The 23895-nt window shown below is 67.6% G+C and carries 20 protein-coding genes; 9 read left to right on the forward strand and 11 right to left on the reverse strand.

Annotation, left to right across the window (positions count from 1 at the left end; all coding sequences use genetic code 11):
* Positions 1-82 precede the first annotated feature (82 nt).
* Together BAU06_RS06760 and BAU06_RS06765 are read left to right on the forward strand one after the other, a co-directional pair.
* On the forward strand, positions 83-619 hold the full coding sequence (locus BAU06_RS06760; RefSeq protein ID WP_066346015.1) for a carboxymuconolactone decarboxylase family protein: 537 nt from the start codon (positions 83-85) through the stop codon (positions 617-619).
* A 125-nt stretch (positions 620-744) separates the two neighbouring features.
* Positions 745-1710: a GlxA family transcriptional regulator gene (locus BAU06_RS06765; RefSeq protein WP_066346018.1), complete on the forward strand. Its 966-nt coding sequence runs from the start codon at positions 745-747 to the stop codon at positions 1708-1710.
* Positions 1711-1758: 48 nt separating this feature from the next.
* Here the strand turns inward: BAU06_RS06765 and BAU06_RS25990 are convergent, their stop codons facing one another.
* Entirely contained in the window at positions 1759-1941 is a 183-nt protein-coding gene (locus BAU06_RS25990; protein WP_082988026.1) for a hypothetical protein, read from the reverse strand.
* Positions 1942-2303: 362 nt separating this feature from the next.
* On the opposite strand from BAU06_RS25990, the gene BAU06_RS06770 reads away from it, so the two are divergent.
* Positions 2304-4259 carry a VRR-NUC domain-containing protein gene (locus BAU06_RS06770; RefSeq protein WP_156770168.1) on the forward strand — a complete coding sequence of 652 codons (1956 nt, stop codon included), beginning with the start codon at positions 2304-2306 and terminating at the stop codon, positions 4257-4259.
* Entirely contained in the window at positions 4256-6559 is a 2304-nt protein-coding gene (locus tag BAU06_RS06775; RefSeq protein WP_066346025.1) for an ATP-dependent DNA helicase, read from the forward strand. Before BAU06_RS06770 ends, BAU06_RS06775 begins: the two co-directional genes overlap by 4 nt.
* A gap of 46 nt (positions 6560-6605) precedes the next feature.
* Here BAU06_RS06775 and BAU06_RS06780 read toward each other — a convergent pair whose 3' ends face one another.
* Complete coding sequence (locus tag BAU06_RS06780; protein ID WP_197509449.1) at positions 6606-7430, reverse strand: SIR2 family protein; 825 nt, start codon at positions 7428-7430, stop codon at positions 6606-6608.
* Between the two features lie 181 nt (positions 7431-7611).
* On the opposite strand from BAU06_RS06780, the gene BAU06_RS06785 reads away from it, so the two are divergent.
* Positions 7612-7785 (forward strand): hypothetical protein, encoded by a 174-nt coding sequence (locus BAU06_RS06785; RefSeq protein ID WP_197509451.1) that lies wholly within the window; start codon positions 7612-7614, stop codon positions 7783-7785.
* A 72-nt stretch (positions 7786-7857) separates the two neighbouring features.
* The gene (locus tag BAU06_RS06790) at positions 7858-9840 is read left to right on the forward strand and encodes a S9 family peptidase (RefSeq protein ID WP_066346031.1); all 1983 of its coding nucleotides are present in this window, start codon (positions 7858-7860) and stop codon (positions 9838-9840) included.
* Positions 9841-9879: 39 nt separating this feature from the next.
* Here BAU06_RS06790 and BAU06_RS06795 read toward each other — a convergent pair whose 3' ends face one another.
* The 3 genes from BAU06_RS06795 to BAU06_RS06805 all read right to left on the reverse strand — a co-directional run bounded on the left by BAU06_RS06795 (position 9880) and on the right by BAU06_RS06805 (position 12570).
* Positions 9880-11019 carry a chemotaxis protein CheB gene (locus BAU06_RS06795; protein ID WP_197509453.1) on the reverse strand — a complete coding sequence of 380 codons (1140 nt, stop codon included), beginning with the start codon at positions 11017-11019 and terminating at the stop codon, positions 9880-9882.
* Positions 11020-11050: 31 nt separating this feature from the next.
* Positions 11051-11941 (reverse strand): manganese catalase family protein, encoded by an 891-nt coding sequence (locus BAU06_RS06800; RefSeq protein WP_066346037.1) that lies wholly within the window; start codon positions 11939-11941, stop codon positions 11051-11053.
* 74 nt (positions 11942-12015) lie between these two features.
* Positions 12016-12570, reverse strand: coding sequence for a ferritin-like domain-containing protein (locus BAU06_RS06805; protein WP_066346041.1), 555 nt, complete (start codon positions 12568-12570; stop codon positions 12016-12018).
* Positions 12571-12994: 424 nt separating this feature from the next.
* On the opposite strand from BAU06_RS06805, the gene BAU06_RS06810 reads away from it, so the two are divergent.
* Genes BAU06_RS06810 through BAU06_RS26830 form a run of 3 tightly spaced genes read left to right on the forward strand, consistent with a single transcriptional unit; the run spans position 12995 to position 16471 of the window.
* Positions 12995-13786 carry a gluconate 2-dehydrogenase subunit 3 family protein gene (locus BAU06_RS06810; protein WP_066346044.1) on the forward strand — a complete coding sequence of 264 codons (792 nt, stop codon included), beginning with the start codon at positions 12995-12997 and terminating at the stop codon, positions 13784-13786.
* A 1-nt stretch (position 13787) separates the two neighbouring features.
* Complete coding sequence (locus tag BAU06_RS06815; RefSeq protein ID WP_066358332.1) at positions 13788-15557, forward strand: GMC family oxidoreductase; 1770 nt, start codon at positions 13788-13790, stop codon at positions 15555-15557.
* Between the two features lie 8 nt (positions 15558-15565).
* Positions 15566-16471 carry a c-type cytochrome gene (locus tag BAU06_RS26830; protein WP_082988027.1) on the forward strand — a complete coding sequence of 302 codons (906 nt, stop codon included), beginning with the start codon at positions 15566-15568 and terminating at the stop codon, positions 16469-16471.
* Positions 16472-16639: 168 nt separating this feature from the next.
* Here BAU06_RS26830 and BAU06_RS06825 read toward each other — a convergent pair whose 3' ends face one another.
* From BAU06_RS06825 to coxB, 6 genes are all read right to left on the reverse strand, one after another.
* On the reverse strand, positions 16640-17512 hold the full coding sequence (locus tag BAU06_RS06825; protein ID WP_066346051.1) for an MBL fold metallo-hydrolase: 873 nt from the start codon (positions 17510-17512) through the stop codon (positions 16640-16642).
* Between the two features lie 99 nt (positions 17513-17611).
* Positions 17612-17809 (reverse strand): DUF3606 domain-containing protein, encoded by a 198-nt coding sequence (locus BAU06_RS06830; protein ID WP_066346054.1) that lies wholly within the window; start codon positions 17807-17809, stop codon positions 17612-17614.
* A gap of 66 nt (positions 17810-17875) precedes the next feature.
* Entirely contained in the window at positions 17876-20161 is a 2286-nt protein-coding gene (locus tag BAU06_RS27260; RefSeq protein ID WP_156770169.1) for a cytochrome c oxidase assembly protein, read from the reverse strand.
* A gap of 64 nt (positions 20162-20225) precedes the next feature.
* The gene (locus BAU06_RS06840; RefSeq protein WP_066346057.1) at positions 20226-20855 is read right to left on the reverse strand and encodes a cytochrome c oxidase subunit 3; all 630 of its coding nucleotides are present in this window, start codon (positions 20853-20855) and stop codon (positions 20226-20228) included.
* On the reverse strand, positions 20852-22717 hold the full coding sequence (gene ctaD / locus BAU06_RS06845) for a cytochrome c oxidase subunit I (RefSeq protein ID WP_082993542.1): 1866 nt from the start codon (positions 22715-22717) through the stop codon (positions 20852-20854). The genes BAU06_RS06840 and ctaD overlap by 4 nt, the downstream gene beginning before the upstream one ends.
* A gap of 167 nt (positions 22718-22884) precedes the next feature.
* A complete protein-coding gene (gene coxB / locus BAU06_RS06850) occupies positions 22885-23895 on the reverse strand; it encodes a cytochrome c oxidase subunit II (RefSeq protein WP_082993543.1) in 1011 nt (336 codons plus the stop codon).

A 23895-nucleotide genomic window follows, 5' to 3' on the forward strand; every position in this document is an offset into this window, starting at 1 on the left:
CATGCGTCCATGGCCGGCTATCCAAACGGATGCGAGAAGGCGCCCCGCACCGATCTCTCAACTTGCGTGAAAGGTAAGCTTCATGGCTCGTCTCCACACCATTGCATTGTCCGAGGCCTCCGGCCGCGCCGCCGAACTGTTCGCGACGGTCAAGAGCGCCGCAGGCAAGGTCCCCAATTCCTATCTGGGCATCGGCGGTAACAGTCCCGTCGCGCTGGAAGCAGTCTTGGGCCTTGAAGCCGCGCTGAAGAAAAGCAGCCTGAGCCCGATGGACATCGAGATCGTCAAGCTTGTCGTCAGTAGGGCGACCGGTTGCGATTACTGCCTGGCCGCACATACGTTGCTAGGCAAAAAACTGGGCCTGAGCCGGGAAGCCATTCTGGCGGTGCGCGACGCGCGGCCTTCCGGCGACCCTCGCAACGATGCCTTGGCCACATTCACCCATCACGTCATTACGAGCCGCGGCATCGTTGCGGCCGAGGTGCTTGCCGCAGTGAAAGCGGCCGGCGTGACCGACAGCCAGATCGTGGACGCGATGCTGGCGATCGCAAGCATCACCCTTACCAACCTGTTCAACCGAGTGAACGATACCGTGCTCGATTTTCCGGCCGCCGATTGATTCCATGAACCTCATGGCGAGGTTCCAAGCCAGCATGGGTGACCCGGAAGGCGGGCAAGCGGTAGCGTGATTCTGGCGGGGCCATTCTTGAGGTAAAACGATTCCTGGATACTTCGAGATAGGCCATGGCTTCGGTAGCGGTTGTTGTCTTCGATGGCGTTCAGTCCCTGGACGTATCAGGTCCGCTCGACGTCTTCGCCGAGGCCAATCGCCTATTGCCGCCCGAGGCGGCCTACGAGCTGCAGACCATCAGTATCGATGGTCCCGCGGTCACCTGCACAAACTCCATGAGTCTGACGGCCACCGCCATCTGGACGCGGCCGGACTTCAAGGCCGACATATTGCTGGTGGCCGGGGGACGCGGGTTGTCCACGCGGCAGTTCGACGAAGCGGTCTACGCCTGGCTGCGAGGCGCGTGTGCCCGCGCCAGGCGTTACGGATCGATCTGCAACGGCGCGCTGATCTTCGCCAAAGCCGGTATGTTGAAAGGCCGCACCGTGACCACGCACTGGGATTCCGTGGAGGCGTTGATCTCGACATGCCCGGGCTGTTTCGTGGAGCCGGATCGCATCTATGTCCAGGACGGACCTTTGTACACATCGGCGGGTGTTTCCGCCGGCATCGATCTGGCCCTGCACATGTTGCGCCAGGATCAGGGCGCGGAAATCGCACTTAGCGTGGCCAAGCGTCTGGTCGTCGTCATGCAGCGCACGGGCGGGCAGTCACAGTTCAGCCCGTATCTGAACGCGCCCGCGGATTCGGCTTCCCCGGTCGCGGATGCGCAGCGCTATGTCCTCGCCAACCTGCGCCGGCCCCTCACGGTGTCCGAACTGGCCGCTGTGGCCAGGATGAGCGTGAGAAGCTTTTCGCGGGCATTCGCGAAGGAAGCGGGCCTGACTCCCGCCGAGTTCGTGCAAAGGGCCAGAGTCGACGCGGCGCGATGCCTGCTGGAAAACGGCGATGCGCCCATCAAGACCATTGCCTACGAATGTGGTTTCGGCGACGCCCACCGCATGCGTAACGCGTTCCTTCGCTCGGTCGGCGTCAGTCCCCAGCATTACCGGCTGTCGTTCAATCAACAGGGGAGGTGACTGCCCTCAGGGCGATCGCCACGGCGTTTGCTTGCGATCAGTCGCCGCTCAACGCCCCGTCGCCGGATAGTTCGGTCCCGGCCCCCACCCTCGGTCGCTGGCCCACGGGTTCACGGCGCCGGGGTGGGGCGGGCCGGGATGATCGAATCGTCCGTCGTTGGCGCATCCGGCCAGCATGGCGCCCAGCACGCATGCGGCGGCCAGGGAAATAACGCGTTTCGGGAAATTCATGGTGACCTCCGAATCCTCGGGACTGCTGATCCGCCTTGCGCGTGGCGCTATCGCGTGGGGAGCGCGGCCGGAGGCCCGCTGGGGCTGCGTACCTGGGCGAGCGGATCACCGGAGTTTACCGCCGCCGCCTTTACCGGACCATCGAGGCGCCTGGGGCGCCACGGCGGCGAACAGCAAGCCGAATACCGGCGCCGCCAGCAAGGCCAGCCCAGCCACTTTTGCATATCCATGCGCTCCCCCGGAACAGGTAGGCTGGGCATAGGAAAGGCGCGGGGCCTGAGCCGCTGCAAGGCATGGCGGCCACGGCGGACTTCGCCTGGAATGCCCGCGACGATATACTGTACTTTCATACAGTATCAGCCATGTCCGCCACTTCCCTTGCCCAGCGCCCGCCGAGCGACCCGGTCTTACCGCCATCGACGCCGGCGGTCCCGCTCTCCACCCCCCACGTCGCCGTCGCGGCTGTGCCCGCGGCGCTACCCAGGCTGCCGGGACCGCCCGCGGACAGACGGTTCTACTACCTGCACAATTTCCAGTTCGCGCTGGACTGGATTCTTGCGCGGTATGACGACCTTCTCGATATCGCGGAGCGGGATTTCATCGCGCGTTTCCCGCTGCTGCCGCTGGCTGCCCGTGCGCTGCTCGTGCGCCTGCTGATGCGCAAAGGCCCGGTCTTCCGCATGGACGGGCTTGTGTACACGGAAATCGGCTGCGTGCGAACCGCCGCGCGACCGCTGCTGGACCTGGGCTGGCTCGATCCCGATCCGGTGCTCACGCTGGACCAGGTCTTCCATCTTCTGAAACGCGCGGAGCTACCCGGATTCTTCCACGCGATCGATGCCCGGATCCCGGCCCGCGCCACCAAGACGAGCTGGATGGATGGCTTGCGGCCCCTGTGGCCGCGGGCGCATCGTTGGAGCGAGTGGAAGCGGGGAGGCGGCCTTCCCTCGCGGGAAGGCGCGTGGCGGGGCGCGGACGGCAGCGATCAAGAAGCCGCGACGCGGACGGCGGATCTGGATGACCAGGCCTACGAACAAGCGCCGGCCTCCGGATATGCCGCTGAGAAGGCCCGCGAACACGCACCGGCCGTCTTCCACAGCGAAGACGACACCTGCGACGTCGTCGCGGTCGGCATCGCCGGCATGGTGGAGCGCTTCCGCCTGATGTTCTTCGGCAACCTGCGCCAGGCGTGGTCGGAGTTCGTGCTGGCGGACCTGGGCATCTTCCGCTACGAAAACGTGGCGTTTCCCCTGGAAGCGCGGGCCTTCCAGGCGCGGGAGGATGTCGATACCTATCTGCGCCTGCACCGCCAGCGCGAAAGCTTCGAATCGGGCGAGCCCTGGGAAAACGTCTGGACCGCGGTGCACGCGGAAGCGCCGGCCAATCCGTGGCTGGCGCGGCGGCGCGACAAGCTGCTGTTCGCGCTGGGGCGCCATTGCGAAAGCCGGCAGGCCTGGCCGGAAGCGCAGCGCATCTATCGGTCATGCGGATATCCCGGAACGCGGCATCGCCTGGCGCGCGTGCTGGAGCACAGCGGCGATCATGCCGGTGCGATGGCGCTGGCGGAGCAAGCCCTGCTCAGCCCGGAAAACGAGGCGGAGACCCAATTGATGCAGCGCCTGCACGCCCGCGCCAGCCGCAGGCTGCAAGCCGTGCGCGAGCGTACCGGCCCGGCATGGACATCGCCGCCGCGGACCGACCTGCTGCTGGCGCGGCCGACGCCATTCCTGTCGGTGGAGCACGCGACGCGGGAGGCCTTGTCCCGGCCCGACGCGCCCGTGTTCTACGTAGAGAACACGCTGGTCACCGGCCTGTTCGGCCTGCTGTGCTGGCCGGCGGTTTTTCTTCCCGTGGCGGGCGCGTTCTTCCATCCCTACCAGCGCGGTCCCGCCGACCTGCATGGCCCGGACTTCGTCGAGTCCCGGCGCGCCGCCTTCCAGGAGTGCCTGGCGCGGCTGGACGACGGCACGCATAGGGCGGCCATCATGGACGTCTTCCATGCCAAGGCCGGCATACAGTCGCCCTTCGTCTCCTGGCACGCGCTGGATGCCGATCTCCTGCGGCTCGCGCTGGACTGCGTGCCGGCCGCCCACATGAAGCGCTGGTTCCAGCGGGTGCTGGCGGATATCGGGAATCACTGCACGGGCTGGCCGGACCTGATCCAGTTCTGGCCGGGTGAACGCCGCTATGCCCTGATAGAGGTGAAAGGCCCGGGCGACAGGTTGCAGGACAACCAGCGGCGCACGCTGTCCTATCTGCTGGCGCATGGCATACCGGCCGGCGTGTGCCATGTGGCGTGGCGGGGGGCCGACGCATGACGCCGCCACCCGCCGCCCACGATTACGTCGTCGCGGTGCGCACGCTCTGCGAGTTCACCGCGCGCCGCGGCGACCTGGACCTGCGCTTTACGCCCTCGCCATCGGCGCAGGAAGGCGTGGCGGGGCACAGCGCGGTCACCGCGCGGCGCGGGTCCGATTACGAAACGGAGATCGCGCTCAGCGGCTCGCATGGCCTGCTGCGTGTGCGTGGGCGGGCCGACGGCTATGACGCGCGCCGCAACCGCCTGGAAGAGATCAAGACGCACCGCGGCCGAGTCGAACGCATCCCGGAAAACCATCGCGCGCTGCATTGGGCGCAGGCCAAGGTGTACGGCCATCTGCTGTGCCAGGCGCGCAAGCTGTCCGAGGTGGACGTCGCGCTGGTCTACTTCGACATCGGCAGCCAGCAGGAAACCGCGCTGGTGGAGACCTGCGGCGCCGACGCGCTACGCGCTTTCTTCATCGATCATTGCGAACGTTTCCTGCACTGGGCCCGGCAGGAGACGGCGCATCGCCGCGCGCGCGAGTCCGCCATGGCGGCTTTGCGCTTTCCGCATGGCGAATTCCGCGCCGGGCAGCGAGAGCTCGCCACGGCGACGTTTCGCGCGGCGCGGGACGGACATTGCGTGATGGCGCAGGCGCCCACGGGCATAGGCAAGACCATGGCGACGGTCTTTCCCATGCTCAAGGCCTGCGCCGGTACGTTGGACAAGGTGTTCTTCCTGTGCGCGAAAACCGCCGGAAGGCAATTGGCGCTGGATGCGCTGGACCGTGTGCGCCGCGATGCACCCGCCCTGCCGCTGCGTACCTTGGAGCTGGTCGCGCGCGAACAGGCCTGCGAGCATCCGGGCAAGGCCTGCCATGGCGACTCCTGTCCCTTGGCGCGCGGCTTCCACGACCGCCTGCCCCAGGCGCGCGAGACGGCGCTGGCCGCGTACCGGATGAACCGCGCGGCCGTGAGCCAGGCCGCGCTGGCCCACGGCATATGCCCCTACTTCCTGGGCCAGGAACTGGTGCGCTGGAGCGACGTGGTGGTGGGCGACTACAACTACTACTTCGATACCAGCGCGATGTTGTATGCGCTGACGACGGCCAATCAATGGAAAGTGGGCCTGCTGGTCGACGAAGCGCACAACATGATAGAGCGCGCCCGCCGCATGTACAGCGTGCACCTGGGCCTGGATGAACTGGCCGCCGCGCGCCGCGTGGCGCCCGCGCCGCTGCGCAAGCCACTGGATGCGCTGCGGCGCGGATGGCGGGAGCTGCTCAAGCTGCAGGAAGAACCGTACCAGGTTTACGAACGCATTCCGCAATCGCTGATATCGAGGATGCAGCAGGCCGTCGCGGCGCTGGCCGACCACTTGGCGGAGCAGGGCGGCGAGGCCCCGGAAAACCTGTTGCGCTTCTACTTCGGCCTGCTGGCCTTTCTGCGGCTGGCCGATGCCTTCGGCGAGCATTCCCTATTCGACGTGACCCGCGATACCGGGCAGGGCAAGGCGCCGGCGCAGGGCAGCCTGGGCATACGCAATGTCGTGCCGGCTCCCTTCCTGGCGCCGCGGCTGGCGGGCGCGCATGGCGCCGTGCTGTTCTCCGCCACTTTGAACCCCATGGACTTCTACCAGGATACGCTGGGCCTGCCGCGCGACTGCCGGCGCCTGGACGTGGCCGGGCCGTTTCGCGCCGAGCAGCTGTCCGTGCATCTTGTGGGCGGCGTGTCGACGCGCTACCGCGACCGCGATGCCTCCTTGCCGGCCATCGTGGAAATCATGGCAAGCGCGTATCGCCGGCAGCCCGGCAATTACTTGTGCTTTGCCAGCAGCTTCGAATACGCGGACCGCCTGGCCGGCCATATCCAGGCGCGCCATCCGGACCTGCCCGTGTGGCGGCAGGCCGCCGGGATGGATGCCGACGGCAGGCAGGCCTTCCTGGCCCGTTTCACGCCGGACGGCCAAGGGATGGGCTTCGCCGTGCTGGGCGGCGCCTTCGGCGAAGGCGTGGACCTGCCCGGCGACCGCCTGATCGGCGCGTTTATCGTGACGCTGGGCCTGCCGCAGGTGAATCCCGTGAACGAGCACATGATGCGGCGCATGCAGGCGCGCTTCGGCAATGGCTACGACTACACCTATCTGTACCCGGGCCTGCAGAAGGTCGTGCAGGCCGCGGGCCGGGTGATCCGCACGGAAAACGACCGGGGCAGCGTGTACCTCATCGACGACCGCTTCTGTCGCGCCAAGGTGCGCGCCCTGCTGCCGTCCTGGTGGCGGCCTCGCCTGCTGCCGCGGCCAACGCGGGAAAGCTGACGCCGGCCATCCCGTCCGGCGGATACCGGCCGGCGCGTGGCGGGTCTCAGGATGAGGCCAGGTCGCGCATGAAGTGCAGCAGGGCCTGGCCGGGATCGGCTTCCTGCGACGAGACGACCCGTATGCCCCATTGCGCCAGCACCGCCCTGGCCACCGGGTTGTCCTGGTGCCAGAACAGATAGGAAGGCGGCCGATGGCAGACGTCGCGCGGGCTCTCCCAAAGCCTGGCGAGCTTCCAGAACAGCATGCGGATGTTGATATCCGAAATGCTGTAGCCGATGAACAGGACCGGGCGCACGAGCAGATCGGCGCGCAGTCTCAGGTCCAGCGGCGTATCGAAGCCCAGGCGTTCGAAATACCCGCTTTCGCCCAGGACGAGGGATGCCGGATCGTCCAGGTCGCCATGGAACTTGATGATCGGCCGCACGTCGGTTTCCGCCAGGGCGGCCAGGTCCTTGACGCCGGTCACCTTCAGGTAGGGCCTGCCGTGGTGCTCATGCGCGGCTTCCAGCCAGTGGTCGAAGTTCGTCGTGTAGATGGCATGGAAGCGTCCCTGCACGATCAGGCGGTGGATTTCGGAGGCGCCGACATCGACATCGCGCTGATTCCACTCCTTCAGCAGCCATTCGTGCAACTGCTCGGCGCCCAGCCTCAGCCGGTAGTACTCGGCCAGCGTCTGCACGTCGCCGTACTCGCAGAATGCCTTGGGATCCTGCTCCAGCTGTCGCGCGATCCATTCGGCGAATTCCGGCGCCGTGGGCAGTCCCAGCCCGGCCGACACGCCGGCACCCGCGAAAAGGATGAGACGGCCGTCGGCGTACGCCTGCCGGAGTTCTGCCAGGGGATCGGGATCTTCATCGGGGGAATGCATGGCGGTCGTGAGGCAAGGCGTGTACCCGGATTGGCAGGAAAGGGCGATGCGAGTCGGTCTTGCTGAACCTGGGGCCGTCCGCCCGGGCCATGACGCTGGCCGATGGTGCCGGGTACAGCTATTGCTCCAAAGGGATGCGGCATTTCGCCGCAAACCTTCTTGCCTTCGGATGGAGCACGCCATGACGCAGCAGAACCAGAACGAGCAGAATCGCAACCAGCAGAACCAGCAGAACAACCAGAATCGGCAGCAGAACCAGCAAAACAACCAGAACCGGCAACAGGAACAGCAGAACAACCAGAACCGGCAGCAGAACCAGCAGGACCGCAACGAGCAAGAGCGCAACCGCCGCTAAGCCCCGTCGCGCAGCAGTGCAAAGAGCCGCCCGCGGGCGGCTCTTTTTGGCTGGACAGGAATGGGAACTGGCATGCAAAAGGCTTTCGAGGTTCACGATATCTGCCTGTACCGCACGATCACCGATCTGGACTGCGTCCGGTCCACCGAAATCGCCGCCTGCTCGGTCGAAGCGGCCGATGAGGAGAACGACGGCACGCGGACACAGATATGGCTGGTACCCCTGGATGGCGGCGATCCGCGACAACTGACCTTCGGCCAATCGGATAGCTCCCCGCGGTGGTCGCCCGATGGCAGCCGCCTTGCATTTCTATCGAATCGCGGCCACGGGCAACAGGTCTACCTGATCGATCCACATGGCGGAGAAGCCATGCAGCTGAGCCGTACCGCCTCGGGCGTGTCCTCCCTGGAATGGGCGCCGGATGGGCGCAGCCTGGTGGTGTGTTGCACCCTGACGGTGGATCCGGAGATCCGCGGCGACCATGGCAAGGAACAGGATACGGCCCGCGGTCCGGATGCGCCCAGGGTCTGCTGGCGCCTGCCGTACAAATTGGACGGGGTAGGCTATACGCTGGATTCCGAAATCCATGCCTACCTGCTGGATGCGCAGACCGGCGAACACAAGCCGCTGACGGAAGGCGCGTACCAGGTCAACAGCATACGGTTCTCTCCCGACAGCCGGCGCATTGCCTATACGCGCCCGCGGGAAGGACGGCTGGCGCATCGTACGGATATGTGGCTGATGAATGCGGACGGCAGCGGTCAGCGGCAGGCCACTTCCGACCTGGCGTCGGTGTCGTATCCGAAGTGGTCGCCCGACGGGCGCTACATCGCCTTGACGGGCAGCCTGCAGGATGGCGATGCCCAGATGCGCCTCTGGATCTACGATGTGGAGCGCGGCTGCGTCGAGGCCCTGGGACCGGATTGGATCGAAGTGGTGTCGGGCCAATCCGTGCATTGGTCCCTGGACGGCACCAGCCTGGTGGCGCTGCTGGCGCGCAACGGCCGCCAGGAGGTGGTCTCCGTCTCGGTGCCGGATGGCCGCGTCGCCACGATACTGGGCTGCGACCGGCATATCGCGCGCGTCGCTTGCACCGCCCGCCACCTGGCCTGCGTCAGCCAGGACGCCGCGTGCCCCGGGGAGATCTGGCGCGCGGACCGCGACGGATTGAAAGAGACGCGTGTCAGCGACTTCAACGCCTGGTGGAGCGAGCGCCTGCCTCCGCGGGTCGAGATGCGGCGCTTCATTGTGCCGGACGGCGATCGCGGGACCGAAGAGATCGACGGCTGGCTGCTGCGGCCGGTGGACGCCAAGGGACCGACGCCTTTGCTGGTGGACGCGCACGGCGGACCGGCCAGCTATGCCCTGTTGGACTTCAATATGCACGCCTACTGGTATGTGCTGATTTCCCGGGGATGGAGCGTGCTGGCCTTGAAGCCGGTGGGGTCCAGCAGCTACGGACGGCCTTTCAGTTCGCGCCTGCGCGAGAACTGGGGCAGGTACGACCTGGACCAGCATCTGGCTGCGGTAGAGACCCTGCGCAAGGAGGGTATCGCCGACGAGCGGCTGGCCATCGCGGGAAAATCCTATGGCGGCTTTCTCAGCGCATGGGCGATCTGCAATTCCACGGCCTTCCGCGCGGCGGTGGTATGTGCCCCGGTTACCAGCCTGGAGAACCACTTCGGCAGTTCGGATAGCGGCTATTACGCGGATACGTATTCGATGTACGGGGACGCCGCGGTCAAGCGCGATGCCATGCGGGAACTCTCGCCCATGGACTATGTGGAGAACATCCGGACCCCGACACTGATCCTGCAAGGCGAGGCGGACGACCGCTGCCCCAAATGCCAGGCCGAGGAGCTCTTCGTCGGCATCATGGCGTCGACCTGGACGCCGGCCGAAATGGTGCTCTACCCGGAAGCCACGCACCACTTCCTGGAAAGCGGGAAACCTTCGCGGCGCATGGACGCGGTGACCCGGCTGGTCGGCTGGGTGGAAAAGTGGATCGATGTCGACGTCCAGCCGCGAAAGCGCGAGGAAGCGCCGCGGAGCTAGGCGCCCGCCGCCACCAGGCCTTGCCTTGCGGCGGTGCCCTCAGGTGGACTTTTGCACCAGGCCGCGCAACTGTTCGCACACCGCTGACAGCCGGTCGGCCTCGCGCAGCGCCTGCTCCGCCTGGGCGGTATCTCCGTGCGGCAGGGCCTCCGCCATGCGGCGGATGATCAGCGACTTTTCCGTCAGGGAGCGTAGCGCCGCCCACAGGAACACTTCCGCGGTGTCCGCCTGCACGTTCGCGAGCGACTCCAGCGTGAAGGCGTGACCCATATGGCAGCGATAGCGCATTGGCCGTGTGTCGTTCAGCTCGAACAAGGCGCCGCCACAGTCAGGGCAGGTCAGTGCGGAGGGATGCGCGATCGTCGTCAGATTCTCGATGATGCTCTGGCCGAGCGTCATGGCATGCTCCCGCCGGACATGGTCCGGCACATTCACGGTCTGTCCGCCGGGTCGGGACTGCGCCAAGGTTCCAAGCAAGGCGCCCATGCCGGCAAGCGGAACGATGTGATCCACCTCGACATTCGCGATCGCGCTGCGGGGCATGTCGGCCTGCTCCGCATCGGCCGGATCCTGCACCACGGCGATGCCGCCGCAGTCCTTGATGGCCTTAAGCCCCGCGGTGCCGTCGTCCAGCATGCCGGTCAGGATGACGCCCGCGGCCCGCTCGCGGTAGGCCAGGGCCACCGACCGGAACAAGGGGTCGATGGAGGGCCGGGCGTGGTTCTCCTTGGGGCCCGGGTCCAGCATGATGGTGTCCTTGTCGACCAGCATATGGCGATCCGGAGGTGCCACGTAGATGGTGCCGGCCTGGATGCGTTCGCCGTGCGCGGGAAACTTCGCGGGGTTAGGCCCTTGCCGGTCGATCAGCGCATCCAGCTGGCTGGCATGCGCGCCGATGTGCTGGACGATGAAAACCGGCACGGGAATGTCGGCCGGAAGTTCGGCGACCAATCGCAGGATCGCGGTGACACCTCCCCAGGAAGCGCCGATGGCGATGCACCGGTCGGTAAGATAAGAAGACATGGCGTCGTCCTTGGGCGCCGGGACGCCGTCGTAGTCGTTGTGCATCACGCGGTCCCGGGCGCGGATAAGGATCGGCAGCAACTGCTGTGCCGGGCGGCCGGAACCCAGGCGTCGTTCCACCCGCACATAAAAAAACGCCGCGGCGGGCTCCAGCATGCCCGATCCGCGGCGTAGCGGGGATCCCTGCTCAGGTCGTGGTTCCGGGTTCCGCATTGCCCGCGCCCAATTCCGCGCCGGTCCGCGGATTGGATTGCGGGTCCGATGCGGTGCGAGCCATCAGGCCCTGTACCGCCGTGGTCTCGTCGGCATCCAGCTGCACCGTGGCCATGCCGTCGCCGTCCTGCGGGCCGGCCTCGCTGGCGCTGGCGACGAACTCGAAGTTCTCGTCGCTGTTCCAGGGGCCGCGCGTGTCGCCTTCGCCTTCGGACATATTGAAGTAGGTGTTGGCGAAACGCGGGTCGGGCGGCAGCTTGCCCGGGGGGAAGTTGGGCTGCATGGAGTACAGCGCCTTTTCGAAGGACCGCTGGTGCGAGACTTCGCGCGTCATCAGGAAGGTCAGCGCATCCTTCACGCCGGGGTCGTCGGTGACGTTGATCAGGCGCTCGTAGATGATCTTGGCGCGCGCTTCGGCCGCGATGTTCGAGCGCAGGTCACACGAGGGATCGCCGATGGAATCGATGTAGCCGGCGTTCCACAGCTGCCCGCCCGAATTGATCAGCGCCGGCCCGCCGCCGTACAGGACCTGGGTGACATGGGAATCGTTGCCGGGACCGCTCACCGCGCGGTAAAGCTCGGCTTCGGTATCGACGGCCTCCGCGAGCTGGCCCTTGGCGCCCTTGTTCAACATGGCCACCAGCGTTCCGATGACTTCCAGGTGACTGAGCTCTTCGGTGGCGATGTCGATCAGCATGTCCTTGCGGCCCGGGTCTTCCTCGGCGACGTACTGCGTGAAGTAGCGCATGGCGGCGGCCAGTTCGCCTTGCGGGCCGCCGAACTGCTCCAGCAGCAGGTTGGCCAGTCCGGGGTTGCTGCTCTGGACGCGCACCGTGTATTGCAGTCGTTTGTTGTGGGCAAACATAAATCCTCCAGTCGATCGGCAGGATCGGCGGCCGCGAACCCGGCGGGCCCGCCAGCGTGCCGACGGTTGTGGTTTCAGACCTTGGCCTTGGCGCCGGGGGTCTGGGCCAATTCCAGGAAACGCCGCGAAACGCCGGCCAGGTTGTGCGCGAGCCAGTCCGCCATCGCCTGCTCCTCGGGCAGGATGCGTTCGCAGATGGCCATGGTTTCGCGGTCCCCCACCATGCGCGCGGCCTCGATCAGGTTGCGATACGAGGCGATCTCGAAATGCTCGAAGGCGTAGCTCATCATCCCGCCCTTGACGATTTCGTCGCTGGCGAACATGCCCGCGGCGCCCTGCATGCCGGCCATGGCCTTGCCCGCCAGGTCCTTCAACGCGGAGGTGTCGCCGCCGCGCCGTTCTATGCACTGCGCGATGAGCTGGGCCTGGTTGCGCGTTTCCTCGATGTGCTTTTCGATGCGCAGCTTCAGGTCCGGGTAGCTTTCTATGCGCTTGGCCATCGCCGTCAACATGGTCTCGGCCTGCTGCTCCATGGCGTGCGCGTCACGCAGCCAATCCATGAAGTGCGATTCCAGTACATCCGGGTCTATCGTCGCCGCAGTGCTTGCGGTGCTTGCGGTGCTTTCCATCGCGATCTCCTGTAAGCGTTATCGCCGGGCGTCCCGATGCGGTGCGGCCGCGGCCTGGCTGACGTGGCCCAAGGGCGCATGTGCCGTTCCCGTCCGCCGCATCCAGGTCTATATGCTGGACATTGATCCGGCGTAGCGCATGGATGGATTGAGAAATCGCAAGGTCCGCGCCCTGTGCGGCGGCGCGGTCCGCATGGCGCGCCGTGCGCGGGAAACGCCGGCCCGCTACCTACAAAGCAGGGGTAAGGCCTACTCAACCTGCGCCGGCGGCCCTGTGTGTCCGGCGCCTTGCCCCTTTGCTTCGCCGCCGCCCTCCTGGCGCGCGCGGACGGCCGGCGCCTTTCCCGCCCGCCTGCCCGGGAAGGACGGCTATCCCGGGAGCGCCGGATGCGCCCAGCGTGGCGTTTCCAAGGGAGAAGCCATCATGATTCCTTCGAGAAGAAACTTCCTCAAGCGCGCCGGACTGGCGGCGGCGACGGTATCGGCCGCTCCGGCGGTCGCGACCGCGCAGACGGCGGACGACAAGGCGGCTGCCTACATCTTTCTGACGCCCGAAGAAGCCGCCTTCGTCCAGGCGGCGGTGGCGCGGCTGATCCCGCAGGACGAGGCGGGCCCCGGCGCGCTGGAGGCCGGCGTGCCCAACTACATCGACAAGCAGCTGGGCGGCGCCTGGGGAGCCGGCGAGCGGCTGTATCGCGGCGGGCCATGGAAGCAGGGCGAGCCGACCCAGGGATACCAGTTGCCCTTCACGCCCGCCGAATTGTTCCGCAATGCCTGTCGCGCCTTGCGGGAGGAGCTCGGCAAGAGCGGCACGCCTTTCGACAAGCGCGCCCCGGCCGAGCAGGATGCCTTCCTGCGCGAGTTGCAGCAAAGCAAGCGCGATCTGAATGGCGTGCCGGCCAATGTGTTCTTCGAGTCGCTGTGGGGCCTGACCGTGGAGGGCTTCCTGAGCGACCCGGTGTACGGCGGCAACAAGGACATGGTGTCGTGGAAGATGATCGGCTTTCCTGGCGCCCACGCCACCTACTATCACCTGGTGGACCAGCATGGCATCGCCTTCAACCGCGCGCCCATGAGCCTGGCCGAAGACAATCGCGGCGTGATCCATATCCATCCGGAGGTGCCTGCGTCGGTCGGCAACGCCCCCACCGGCAATGGGACCACGCCGGAAACCATGCCGGGCCATGCGGCCGGGCAGTCCCACGGAGGCCGCTGACATGGCTACCAAACTGCCAGAAACGGATGCGGTGCTCATCGGCGTCGGCCTGGTGGGCACCATGCTGGGCCGGGAATTGACGCGGGCGGGACTGCATGTGGTCGGCCTGGAGCGCGGCGAGCCGCGCTTTACGGTGCCGGACTTCCAGGGGCCCTACATGCATGACGAACTGCGCTATTCCGTGCGCAAGGCCCTGATGCAGGACAACACCAAGGAAGCCGTGACCTTCCGCAATAACAGCCGGCAGGAGGCCTTGCCCATACGGCGCTGGGAGAGCTTCCTGCCCGGTACGGGCCTGGGCGGCGCGGCCGTGCACTGGAATGGCCAGACCTACCGCTTCCAGGATACGGATTTCCGCATGCGCAGCCTGACGCGCGAGCGCTATGGGGACAAATTCATGGCCGAGGACCTGCTGGTGCAGGACTGGGGCGTGGACGCCGCCACGATGGAACCGTACTTCGATCGCTTCGAGTACCTGTTGGGGGTGAGCGGCAAGGCGGGCAACCTGAAGAGCGGCAAGGTGGAAGGCGGCAACCCCTTCGAAGACCCCCGCGCGCGCGACTACCCCACGCCGCCCATGAAAGAACCCTACGGGTCCGCGATGTTCCGCAAGGCGGCGGCCGGGCTGGGCCTGCACCCCTATCCGCAGCCTTCCGCCAACCTGAGCCAGCCCTACACCAACCCCGAGGGCATGACGCTGAACACCTGCATGTTCTGCGGGTTCTGCGAGCGCTACGGTTGCGAGCACTATGCCAAGTCCTCGCCGCAGACCATCCTGCTGCCGGTCCTGCTGAAGGACAAGAATTTCGAGCTGCGTACCCAGTGCCAGGTGCTGCGCATCAATGTGGACAGCGACGGCAAGCGCGCCACCGGCGTGACCTATGTGGATGCGGCGGGACGCGAGTTCGAGCAGCCGGCGAATCTGGTGATCCTCGGCGGCTTCGCCCTGAACAACGTGCGGATGCTGCTGCTGTCGAAAATCGGCCAGCCCTACGACCCGGAGTCCGGCAAGGGCGTGGTGGGCCGGGGCTACGCGTACCAGACCATGAGCGCGGTGCAGGTGTTCTACGACGCCAGCGTGAACATCAATCCCTTCATGCGTTCGGGGGCCTGCGGCACGGTGGTTTCGGATTTCGTTTCCGACAACTTCGACCACGGCCCGCATGGTTTCGTCGGCGGTGCCTATATCGGCGAAATCATGACCAATGGCCGTCCGATCGAGTTCCATCCCACGCCGGTGGGTACGCCGCCCTGGGGATCGGAATGGAAAAAGGCGGTGATACGCCACTACAACCATACCTCGGTGCTGAACGTGCACGGCAGCTCGGTTTCCTGCCGGGCCAATTACCTGGACCTGGACCCCACGTATCGCGATGCCTGGGGGCTGCCGCTGTTGCGCATGACGTTCGATTTCCATGAGAACGACGTGAAGATGTCCAGCTTCCTGACCGATCGCGCGCTGGAGATCGGCCGCGCCATGGGTGGCAAGCAGGTGCATGGCGCCTCGCGCAAGGGGCCCTACACCGTGACGCAGTACCAGACCACGCACAATACCGGCGGCACGGTCATGGGCGACGACCGGTCGACCAGCGTCGTCAACCGGTACCTGCAAAGCTGGGACTTGCACAATCTGTTCGTCATCGGCGCGTCGAACTTTCCGCAGAATGCTTCGTACAACCCGACCGGTACGGTCGGCGCGCTGGCCTACTGGGCGGCGGACGCCATCGTGTCGCGGTATCTGAAATCCCCGGCTCCGCTGGTCCAGGCTTGAGGTGCGCCATGAATATCCGAGTAGCTTTATCCCACGCCGCGCTGCCCGTGCTGCTGGGCTGTACGCTGGCGCCCGCCGCCGCGCAGACGGCCGCGGGCGCGGCCGGGACCGCCGACGTCCAGGCGGGCCAGCGCATCGCGGCCAATGGCAACCCGGCCAAGGGTGTGATCGCCTGCGTGACCTGCCACGGCGCGCAGGGGGAAGGCAATGCCGCCAGCGGTTTCCCGCGGCTGGCGGGACAGCCGGCGCGCTATCTGCAGGAGCAGCTGGACAGCTATGCCGATGGACGCCGCCAGAATCCCATCATGGCGCCCATCGCCAAGGGCCTGGGCACGGAGGAACGCGCCGCCGTGTCCGCCTACTACGAAAGCCTGAAGCCACCGGCCACGCCGCCTGCCTCCGGGACCGGCGGCGCGCCCGCGCAGTCGGCGGACGCGCGCAAGCGCGGCGAGACCCTCTATACCGCCGGCGATGAGGCGCTGCACGTACAGGCCTGCGCCAACTGCCATGGCCCGGGCGGCGCGGGAGAGCCGCCCAATTATCCCTACCTGGCCGGACAGCACGCCGGCTACCTCGCATCCGCGCTGCGCGAGTTCAAAAGCGGCACGCGCACCAACGACCCGAGTGGACAAATGCCCCAGATCGCCCGCCAGCTCAGCGATGCCGATATCGATGCGGTGACCGGCTATCTATCGCAAATGCCGGCGCCGTCGCGCGACGATGCCCAGGCGGCGGCCATCCGGCAGCGCGCCATCCAGGGCGCCAGCGTACCCTCCGCGCCGCAGGCCGGGCCTTCGGCACCCACGGGCACGGGCACCGAGCAGGGCGCGCCTCTTACCGGGGGCAGCCAGGGCCCCGGGGGCGGCGGAGGAGGTTCCGGATCCGGACCATCCGGCAGCGGTTCGGGACGCTGAGCGGCAGCCGCCGTCAGCCGGCGCGATGCGGCCAGCGCCGCTTGCCGGACGGCCAGACGTACCCGCCGGCCACCGCGCCAGGAGATGATGCATGAAAACGAAGTGGATGTTCTGGGCCCTGGTCACCGTGATCCTGGTGGTCCTGCTGGTGCAGCCCTGGTAGGCCGGCTAGCCCGCCGCCGGCTGCGCCAGCGGGCCCGCGGCGTCGGCACCGGCGCGCAGCGCATCGAATTCGTGGGGATCGTGGCTGCAGCAGACGGCGATCTGGCCGCCATGTCGATGGCGCAGCTCGCGCAGGCGCGCCTGGTTGTGCAGGCGCGCGCCGCGGTCCTTTTCCATCATCCATTGATACAGGCGCAGGCCTGGTGTGCAGCGCGGCCGGTCATGGTCCAGTTCCTGATGATAGAAATAGGCGTCCCCGGCTTGCAGCAGCCAGCCATCGCCCCGCCGCACCGCCACGCCCGCGTGGCCCAGCGTGTGCCCGTGCAGGGGGACCAGGGCCACCTCGCCATGCAGTGCTTCGATGGGGCGCGTGCCCTGGAAACCGAACCAGTCGTCCCCGGTGGGGGCGTACTCCTTCCAGCGCCGACGGGAAGACCACTGCTGCGGGCGATACCGCTGCCGGTCCAGCCAGGTGGATTGGCGCGCCGCCGCCTCGCGTTCCGGGCGCGACAGGTGAACGCTGGCGTCGGGAAAGTCGTCCAGGCCACCGGCATGGTCGAAATCCAGGTGCGTCAGCACGATGTGCCGGACATCGCGCGCCTGGTAGCCCAGGCGCTCGATCTGCCGCACCGCCGTCATGGATTCCTTGAAGTCGGGCTTGAGCAGCGCCAGGAAGAAAGCGCTCAGGCGCGTGCGCGGCGCGCGCACATCGCGCAGCCCGAAGCCGGTGTCGATGAGAACCAGCCCGTCCGCCGGTGTTTCGATCAGGATGCAATGGCAGCACAGGGTGCCCCGGCAGAGCAGGCAATCGCTGCGGCCATCCATCAGATGGCCGCCCAGCGGGCATGACGATATACAGTTCAGGTGATGGATACGCATGATGGCGCCGTCAAAGGGAAGGACGCCATCGTTGCAAGCCCCATGCCCCGGCCGCCGCCCACGCGGCGCCCGGGCGGGGGATAGCGCGGCGGCGCCGGCCTATCCCGCCGTGCGGGCGGGTGCCTTCAGCTGCGCGCGCACCTTGTCGACGGCATTGCTGCCGGCCGCCTTGACCGCCTCGCGCAATTCGTCCGGCGTGCAGCCGAATTCCTTGCTCCAGTAGCGCAGCTCCCACTCTTCGTCCAGGGCGATCCGGGAGCGGTCGCGCGGGCCGCGGTCGTTGAGGTTATCGCTCATGCTTTTTCTCCTTGCCGATGAACAGGAACCCACAGCGGAGCAAAGGGCGTGCCGGCGGCTGAGCTGCTATTTCTTCAACGCCTGCCGCAGCTGCGCGACTTCCGCGCCCGAAGCCGGCGGCGCGTCGTTGCCCCAGGAGCTGCGGATATAGGTGATGACCTGCGCGATCTGGGCCTCGGTCAGCACGGTATCGAAGGGAGGCATGTGCTGCGGCGCCGGGCCGTGCGCCGTCTGCGCGCTGCGCCCGCCTTCCATCACGATGCGCATCAGCGAGGTCTTGTCCTGCGCCAGCACCGATGGGTTGCCCGCCAGGCGGGGGTAGACGCCCGGTATGCCCATGCCGTTGGCCTGGTGGCATTGCGCGCAGAAGTTCTTGTACACGGCGGCGCCCACGGACTCCACGTCCAGGGTGCGATTGCCCTGTTCCGGCGTGGCCTCGGCCGCCGCCGCGCGGTCCTCGCGGTAGCGGCCGCTGTCCGCATTCGGCGGCAGGCTCTTCAGGTAGACCGCGATGGCGCGCAGGTCCTCGTCCGTCAGGTGCTGCAGGCTGGTTTCCACCGTTTCGACCATGCTGCCGTAGGCCATGTTGCCGTTGGCATGTCCGGTCTTCATGAAGGTGGCCAGCTCGTCGACGCTCATGCGGCCCAGTCCCGAGCCCATGCCGCTGTTCAAGTTGGGCGCGAACCAGTGGTCATTCACGCCGCCGGTCAGGAAGTGGCGGGACGTTTCGTCGTCGCCGCGTTCCTGGAAGGCGGGGCCGCGGGGCGTATGGCAGGCGCCGCAGTGTCCCAGCGTCTGCACCAGGTAGGCGCCGCGGTTCCATTGCGCATCCCGCCCGGGGCGCGGCTGGTAGACCTCGTCGGGGACGAACAGGGCTTGCCAGCCGCGCAGCATCCAGCGCTGGTTGAACGGGAAAGGCAGGTCGGTGGGCGGCGGCGACTGATCCACGGCCGGGACGTCGTGCATCATGTAGGCATACAGCGCGCGCAGGTCGTCCTCCGTCATCCTGGCGAAGGACGCATAGGGCATGGCGGGATACAGCGGCTTGCCGCCGCGCGCCACGCCGCGGCGCAGGGCGCGCGCGAATTCCTCGTAGGTGTAGCCCCCTATGCCGTGCCGGGGATCGGGCGTGATATTGGTGGAGACGATGGTGCCGAAGGGCGACCACAGCTCGCGGCCACCGGCGTAAGGCGCGCCGCCCTTGGGATTGGTATGGCATCCGAAGCAGTCGCCGGCACTGGCCACATAGCGGCCGCGCGCGGTCAGCATCGCGTCCGCGGAGGATGCATCATCGCCCGCGGCATGGGCGGGGCGGGTGGGCAGCATCGACGCCGGTACGGCCAGCAGCACCATGACCGACACGGACAGGGCCGGGCGCGCCAGCCAGCGCCAGCCGACGTACAGCCCGCCGATCAGATAGGCCAGGCCGCCCGGCACCCACATCACCAGGCCGCCCAGTTGCTGGTCGCGCAGCGCGTCCACGCCCAGCGCCGCCGCGGGTTCGGCATAGGCGGGATACCACAGGCCCGGGGCCAGCGTCAGCAAGGCGCCCAGCGCGCCGGTATGGACCATGGTGGTGAACAGCGACACCATGGCATAGCCGCCCGGGGCGGTGCGGCGGCTCGCGCCGAAGATGGGCCACCAGAAGAGCAGGGCGCTCGCCAGGAAGCTGGCGTGCTGCCACGCATGCACGGTGGGATCCGCCAGGGCCGCCTGGAAGAACCGGGGCACGTGCCATAGCCACAGCGCCGCCGCATGCAACATCCACGCGGCCAGCGCGCCAGTCAGCAGCGTCCAGGCGCGCAGCAAGGGCCGCCACCGCCACGCCCGGGCGATGGGGCGCCGCCATCGCCGGGGGAACGCCCACAGCCACACGGCCAGCGGCCGGCTCACGACCAGCAATGGCGCGGCCACGATCATCAGCATCTCGTGTTGCACCATGTGTGCCGAGAACAGCACGGGACCCAGCGCGTCCAACGGCGATACGAGCGCGATGCACAGCGTCGCCCAGCCGGCCAGGAAGGCCAGCAATTGGCGCTGGCGCGTCCGGGCGCCGTCGCCCGACGCGCCGTCGCTCGACGCACCGGGGGCCGACGCACCGGGGGCCGACGCCCCGTTTCCGGACGCGCCGACGCCAGCGTCCGCCTCATCATCCGGGCCCGCGGCGGCGTGGCGGCGCAGCCGCAGATAGCCCGCCACATAAAGGAACAGACTCAGCAGCAGCGTGCCGACGACCCAGGGCTCCAGCACCGGCTGGAGATCCGGCAGCCCGGCCGCATCCGCCGACGCGACATGCGCATGCGCCCCCAGCGGAAAACACGCCGCCAGCACCGCGAGGCATGCCGGCGACATCGCCGGAATCGAAGCCGGCCGCCGTGCCGGCGCTATGCGCGGGAAGTGATTCATGGAGCCCCCGCTAGAAACGCGGCGCCAGGTAAATGACGGCATAGATGGGCACCCAGCTGAACACCACGAAATACCAGTACATGGCGTTCTCGCTGACGTCGACATATCGGCGGCCATCGAAACGCTGGGTGAACAGTAGCGCCGCCAGCACGGCCGTATCGACCGTATCCGTGATGAGGTGGGTGGTATGCAGCCCCAGCAGGAACCACACCAGCGCGCCGTAGGCGTTCTCGTTCCACGATACGTTGAGCGCCGTGAATTCCAGCGCCCGCAGGGCCAGGAAGACGGCGGCCAGGACGACGCACACGACGACCCAGAGCGCCGCGCGCGCACGCTGCTGGCGTTCCGCGGCGCGCTTGGCCAGGTGATTCGGCCACAGGCTTGCCAAGAGCAGCACGGTGTTGGCGGTCCCCCAGGCCAGGGCGGGCGGGTCGGCGGCGATCGGCCATTGCGGCGCCAGCCCGCGCAAGTAGAAGTAGCTCATCACGCCGATGGCGAACACGGTGCCTTCGATCAGCATCAATCCCATGGTGCCCCACCACATCAGGCTGCGATGGCCGAATCCGTAGGTGGGCAGGCCGGACACGTCGATCACGGTGCCGGCGGCAACGGCCACTTCCTCGCCGTGGCGATGCGTCATGGCTTGCGCTCCAGCCGTATGGCCTGTCCGGTCGCGCGCCGGCTGGGCCAGAACCACAGGATCATCGCCGCCGCCACCGGCGCCGACAGCCACACCACGGCCCAGGGCGTGAACACCGACGCCACGAACAGCACCGCGGTGGCCACGGCGCTGACAAAAGGCCAGATCGAGGGATTGGGAAACAGCACGCGCAGGTCCGGACGCGCGTCGACGGCGGTGGTCACCAGCACTTCGCGCGCATCGGCCGCCAGCCCCGCCACGCTGCCACGCACGCCGTCGTCCCACAGGGGATCGCGCGATGCCACCACCGGCAGGCAATCGAAGTTGTGCGGCGGCGGCGGACTGCTGCTGCGCCATTCCAGCGTGCCCGCCGCCCAGGGATCCGGGCCGGCCGGGACGCCCCGGCGCCGGCTGCGCAGTACGTTGAACAGGAAAATCAACACCCCGGCCCCCAGCATGCCGTCGCCCACCGTCGCCCACAGGTTCATGCCGTCCCAGCCCATCCCGGCGGGGTAGGTCCAGACCCGCCTGGGCATGCCTTCCAGCCCCAGCACGTGCATGGGAAAAAAGGTCAGGTTGAAGCCGATGAAGAACAGCCAGAAGTGCCAGTAGCCCAGGGTCTCGTCCAGCAGCCGCCCGGTGAACTTGGGAAACCAGTAGTAGAAGGCGCCGAACAGCGGAAACACGGCCCCGCCGAACAGCACATAGTGCAGATGCGCGACGACGAAGTAGGTGTCGTGCACCTGCAGGTCCAGCGAAACCGATCCCAGCATCACCCCCGTCATGCCGCCCAGGACCAGGATGAAGAAGAAAGCCAGTACGAAGCAGAGCGGTGTACTCCAGCGCAAGCGTCCCGTGGCCAGCGTGGCGAGCCAGCAGAAGATCTGCACGCCGGACGGTATGGCGATCGCCAGGCTCGAGGCCGTGAAAAAGCGCTTGCCCATCTCGGGCATGCTGGTGGCGTACATATGGTGGGCCCACAGGCCGAAGGCCAGGAAGGCGATGGCCACCAAGGCCAGCACCATGGCCGGATAGCCGAACACCGGCCGGCGTGCGAAAGTGGGCAGGATGGTCGAGATGAAACCCAGCGGCGGGATGAAGATCAGGTAGACCTCGGGGTGGCCGAAGAACCAGAACAGGTGCTGCCAGAGCAGCACGTCTCCGCCGCGCGCCGGGTTGTAGAAATGCGTGCCCACCAGCCTGTCCAGGATCAGGGCGGTACTGCCGAACATCACGGCGGGCATGGCGAAGATCACCATGAACTGCGTGACCAGCACGGCCCAGACGAAGAGCGGCATGCGGTTCAGCGTCATGCCCGGCGCCCGCAGTTTCAGGATGGTGGTGATCAGGACGATGGCCTCCAGCAGCGCCGCCAGCTCGGTGAAGGTGATCATCTGGGCCCAGATGTCGACGCCCTTGCCGGTGGAATAGTCGGGGCCGGACAGGGGAACGTAGGCGAACCAGCCGGCGTCCGGCCCCGCGCCCAGCAGGAAGCCGCCGAACAGGAACAGCCCGCCGAAGACGAAGACCCAGTACGCATATGCGTTCAGCCGGGGAAAGGCCACGCTGCGCGCCCCTATCATCAGCGGCACCAGATAGCCGGCCACGGCCTGCATCACCGGGACGGCGAACAGGAACATCATGGTGGTGCCGTGCATGGTGAAAAGCTGGTTGTAGAAGGTCGGCCCCACCAGCTGGTTGTCCGGCCGGGTCAGTTGCAGGCGCATCGCCAGCGCCAGCAGGCCGCCCAGCAGGAAGAACACGAAGGTCGCCAGCATGAAGCGCAGGCTGATGGTCTTGTGGTTGATGGCGCACAGCCATCCACGCCAGCCGGGCGGATCCCGCCAGGTCTCCGCCAGCATCGCGCGCGCCGAAGTCGTGGCATCCGGGCCATCGAGCGGACGCGCCCCGCCGGCGCCATCCACCCGGGCCGCGTCAGGCCGGGCCGGGCCAGGTCCGGCCGGGTGCGCCGAGCCGGGCCTGGCTGGCGTGCCGGCGGGGGGCGGGCGGGATGGCTCGGGGTCGGTCGTCATTGCAAGGATCCCAGGTAGCGCACCAGCGCCTGCATCTCTTCCGGCGGCAGTCCGGTCGGCGGCATGGTGGTGGCGGGCTTCATCGAACCCGGCGCCGCGATCCACCGGGCCAGGTTTTCCGGTGTGTTGGCGATGGTGCCGGCCGCCAGCAGCGGACGGCTGGCCACGTGCGTCAGGTCCGGTCCCAGCGTGCCCGAGGCCGGCGTCCCGCGTATGGTGTGGCATTGCGCACAGGCATTGCCCAGGAAGATGCCCATGCCGCGCCGCAGGGTGGCGTCCTCCGGCGGCCGCGCGTCCTGTCGTTCGCGTTGCACCCACGCGGCGTAGTCCGGCTGCGGCAGGGCCGATACGGAAAACGCCATCAATGCGTGTTCGGCCCCGCAGAACTCCGCGCACTGGCCGCGATAGTCCCCCGCGCGGTCCGCGCGCAGCAGGATAGCCGCGTCGCGGCCCGGAATCATGTCGCGCTTGCCGTGCAGGTTGGGCACCCAGAAGGTGTGGATGACGTCCGAGGACTTCAGCGTGACCAGCACGGGCCGGCCCACGGGCAGGCGCAGCTGGTTGGCCGTGACGAAGGCAGGGCGGTCGCCATCGGCGGCATAGCGGGTTTCCCACCACCATTGGTGGCCGACCATTTCTACGCGCAGCGGGTCGGCCATGGGCAGCCGCGACAGGGCATGGTCGGTCAGGAAATCCGCCGCGATCAGGCCGCACAGCAGGATGACGGAAACGACGGTGGCGGCGACGACCCCACGCCGCAGCCGCGGCTCGTGCCGCCGATCCGGCTCGCGCCCTTCCTTGTCCCGGCGCGACGCCCGCCGGATCGCCACGACCAGCGCCAGCAGCACCGCCACGAACACCGCCGTGCACACGGCCAGGGTCACATGCCAGAGCGCGAGAATGCGCTCGGCCTGGATGCCGGCCGGCGCCAGGACGTCCTGGCCCGGCGCGGCGGCCACGGCGCCGGTCCACAGCGCGGCGATCCAGACGACTGCGCGGCGGCACAT

The sequence above is a fragment of the Bordetella bronchialis genome (genome assembly GCF_001676705.1).
GTDB classification, from domain to species: domain Bacteria; phylum Pseudomonadota; class Gammaproteobacteria; order Burkholderiales; family Burkholderiaceae_B; genus Bordetella_C; species Bordetella_C bronchialis.

Bases quoted from the DNA above. Each gene is read 5' to 3' on its own strand.
- BAU06_RS06760 (WP_066346015.1), top strand. From the start codon at position 83: ATGGCTCGTCTCCACACCATTGCATTGTCCGAGGCCTCCGGCCGCGCC.
- BAU06_RS06765 (WP_066346018.1), top strand. From the start codon at position 745: ATGGCTTCGGTAGCGGTTGTTGTCTTCGATGGCGTTCAGTCCCTGGAC.
- BAU06_RS25990 (WP_082988026.1), bottom strand. From the start codon at position 1,941: ATGAATTTCCCGAAACGCGTTATTTCCCTGGCCGCCGCATGCGTGCTG.
- BAU06_RS06770 (WP_156770168.1), top strand. From the start codon at position 2,304: ATGTCCGCCACTTCCCTTGCCCAGCGCCCGCCGAGCGACCCGGTCTTA.
- BAU06_RS06775 (WP_066346025.1), top strand. From the start codon at position 4,256: ATGACGCCGCCACCCGCCGCCCACGATTACGTCGTCGCGGTGCGCACG.
- BAU06_RS06780 (WP_197509449.1), bottom strand. From the start codon at position 7,430: ATGCATTCCCCCGATGAAGATCCCGATCCCCTGGCAGAACTCCGGCAG.
- BAU06_RS06785 (WP_197509451.1), top strand. From the start codon at position 7,612: ATGACGCAGCAGAACCAGAACGAGCAGAATCGCAACCAGCAGAACCAG.
- BAU06_RS06790 (WP_066346031.1), top strand. From the start codon at position 7,858: ATGCAAAAGGCTTTCGAGGTTCACGATATCTGCCTGTACCGCACGATC.
- BAU06_RS06795 (WP_197509453.1), bottom strand. From the start codon at position 11,019: ATGCTGGAGCCCGCCGCGGCGTTTTTTTATGTGCGGGTGGAACGACGC.
- BAU06_RS06800 (WP_066346037.1), bottom strand. From the start codon at position 11,941: ATGTTTGCCCACAACAAACGACTGCAATACACGGTGCGCGTCCAGAGC.
- BAU06_RS06805 (WP_066346041.1), bottom strand. From the start codon at position 12,570: ATGGAAAGCACCGCAAGCACCGCAAGCACTGCGGCGACGATAGACCCG.
- BAU06_RS06810 (WP_066346044.1), top strand. From the start codon at position 12,995: ATGATTCCTTCGAGAAGAAACTTCCTCAAGCGCGCCGGACTGGCGGCG.
- BAU06_RS06815 (WP_066358332.1), top strand. From the start codon at position 13,788: ATGGCTACCAAACTGCCAGAAACGGATGCGGTGCTCATCGGCGTCGGC.
- BAU06_RS26830 (WP_082988027.1), top strand. From the start codon at position 15,566: ATGAATATCCGAGTAGCTTTATCCCACGCCGCGCTGCCCGTGCTGCTG.
- BAU06_RS06825 (WP_066346051.1), bottom strand. From the start codon at position 17,512: ATGCGTATCCATCACCTGAACTGTATATCGTCATGCCCGCTGGGCGGC.
- BAU06_RS06830 (WP_066346054.1), bottom strand. From the start codon at position 17,809: ATGAGCGATAACCTCAACGACCGCGGCCCGCGCGACCGCTCCCGGATC.
- BAU06_RS27260 (WP_156770169.1), bottom strand. From the start codon at position 20,161: ATGTCGCCGGCATGCCTCGCGGTGCTGGCGGCGTGTTTTCCGCTGGGG.
- BAU06_RS06840 (WP_066346057.1), bottom strand. From the start codon at position 20,855: ATGACGCATCGCCACGGCGAGGAAGTGGCCGTTGCCGCCGGCACCGTG.
- ctaD (WP_082993542.1), bottom strand. From the start codon at position 22,717: ATGCTGGCGGAGACCTGGCGGGATCCGCCCGGCTGGCGTGGATGGCTG.
- coxB (WP_082993543.1), bottom strand. From the start codon at position 23,895: ATGTGCCGCCGCGCAGTCGTCTGGATCGCCGCGCTGTGGACCGGCGCC.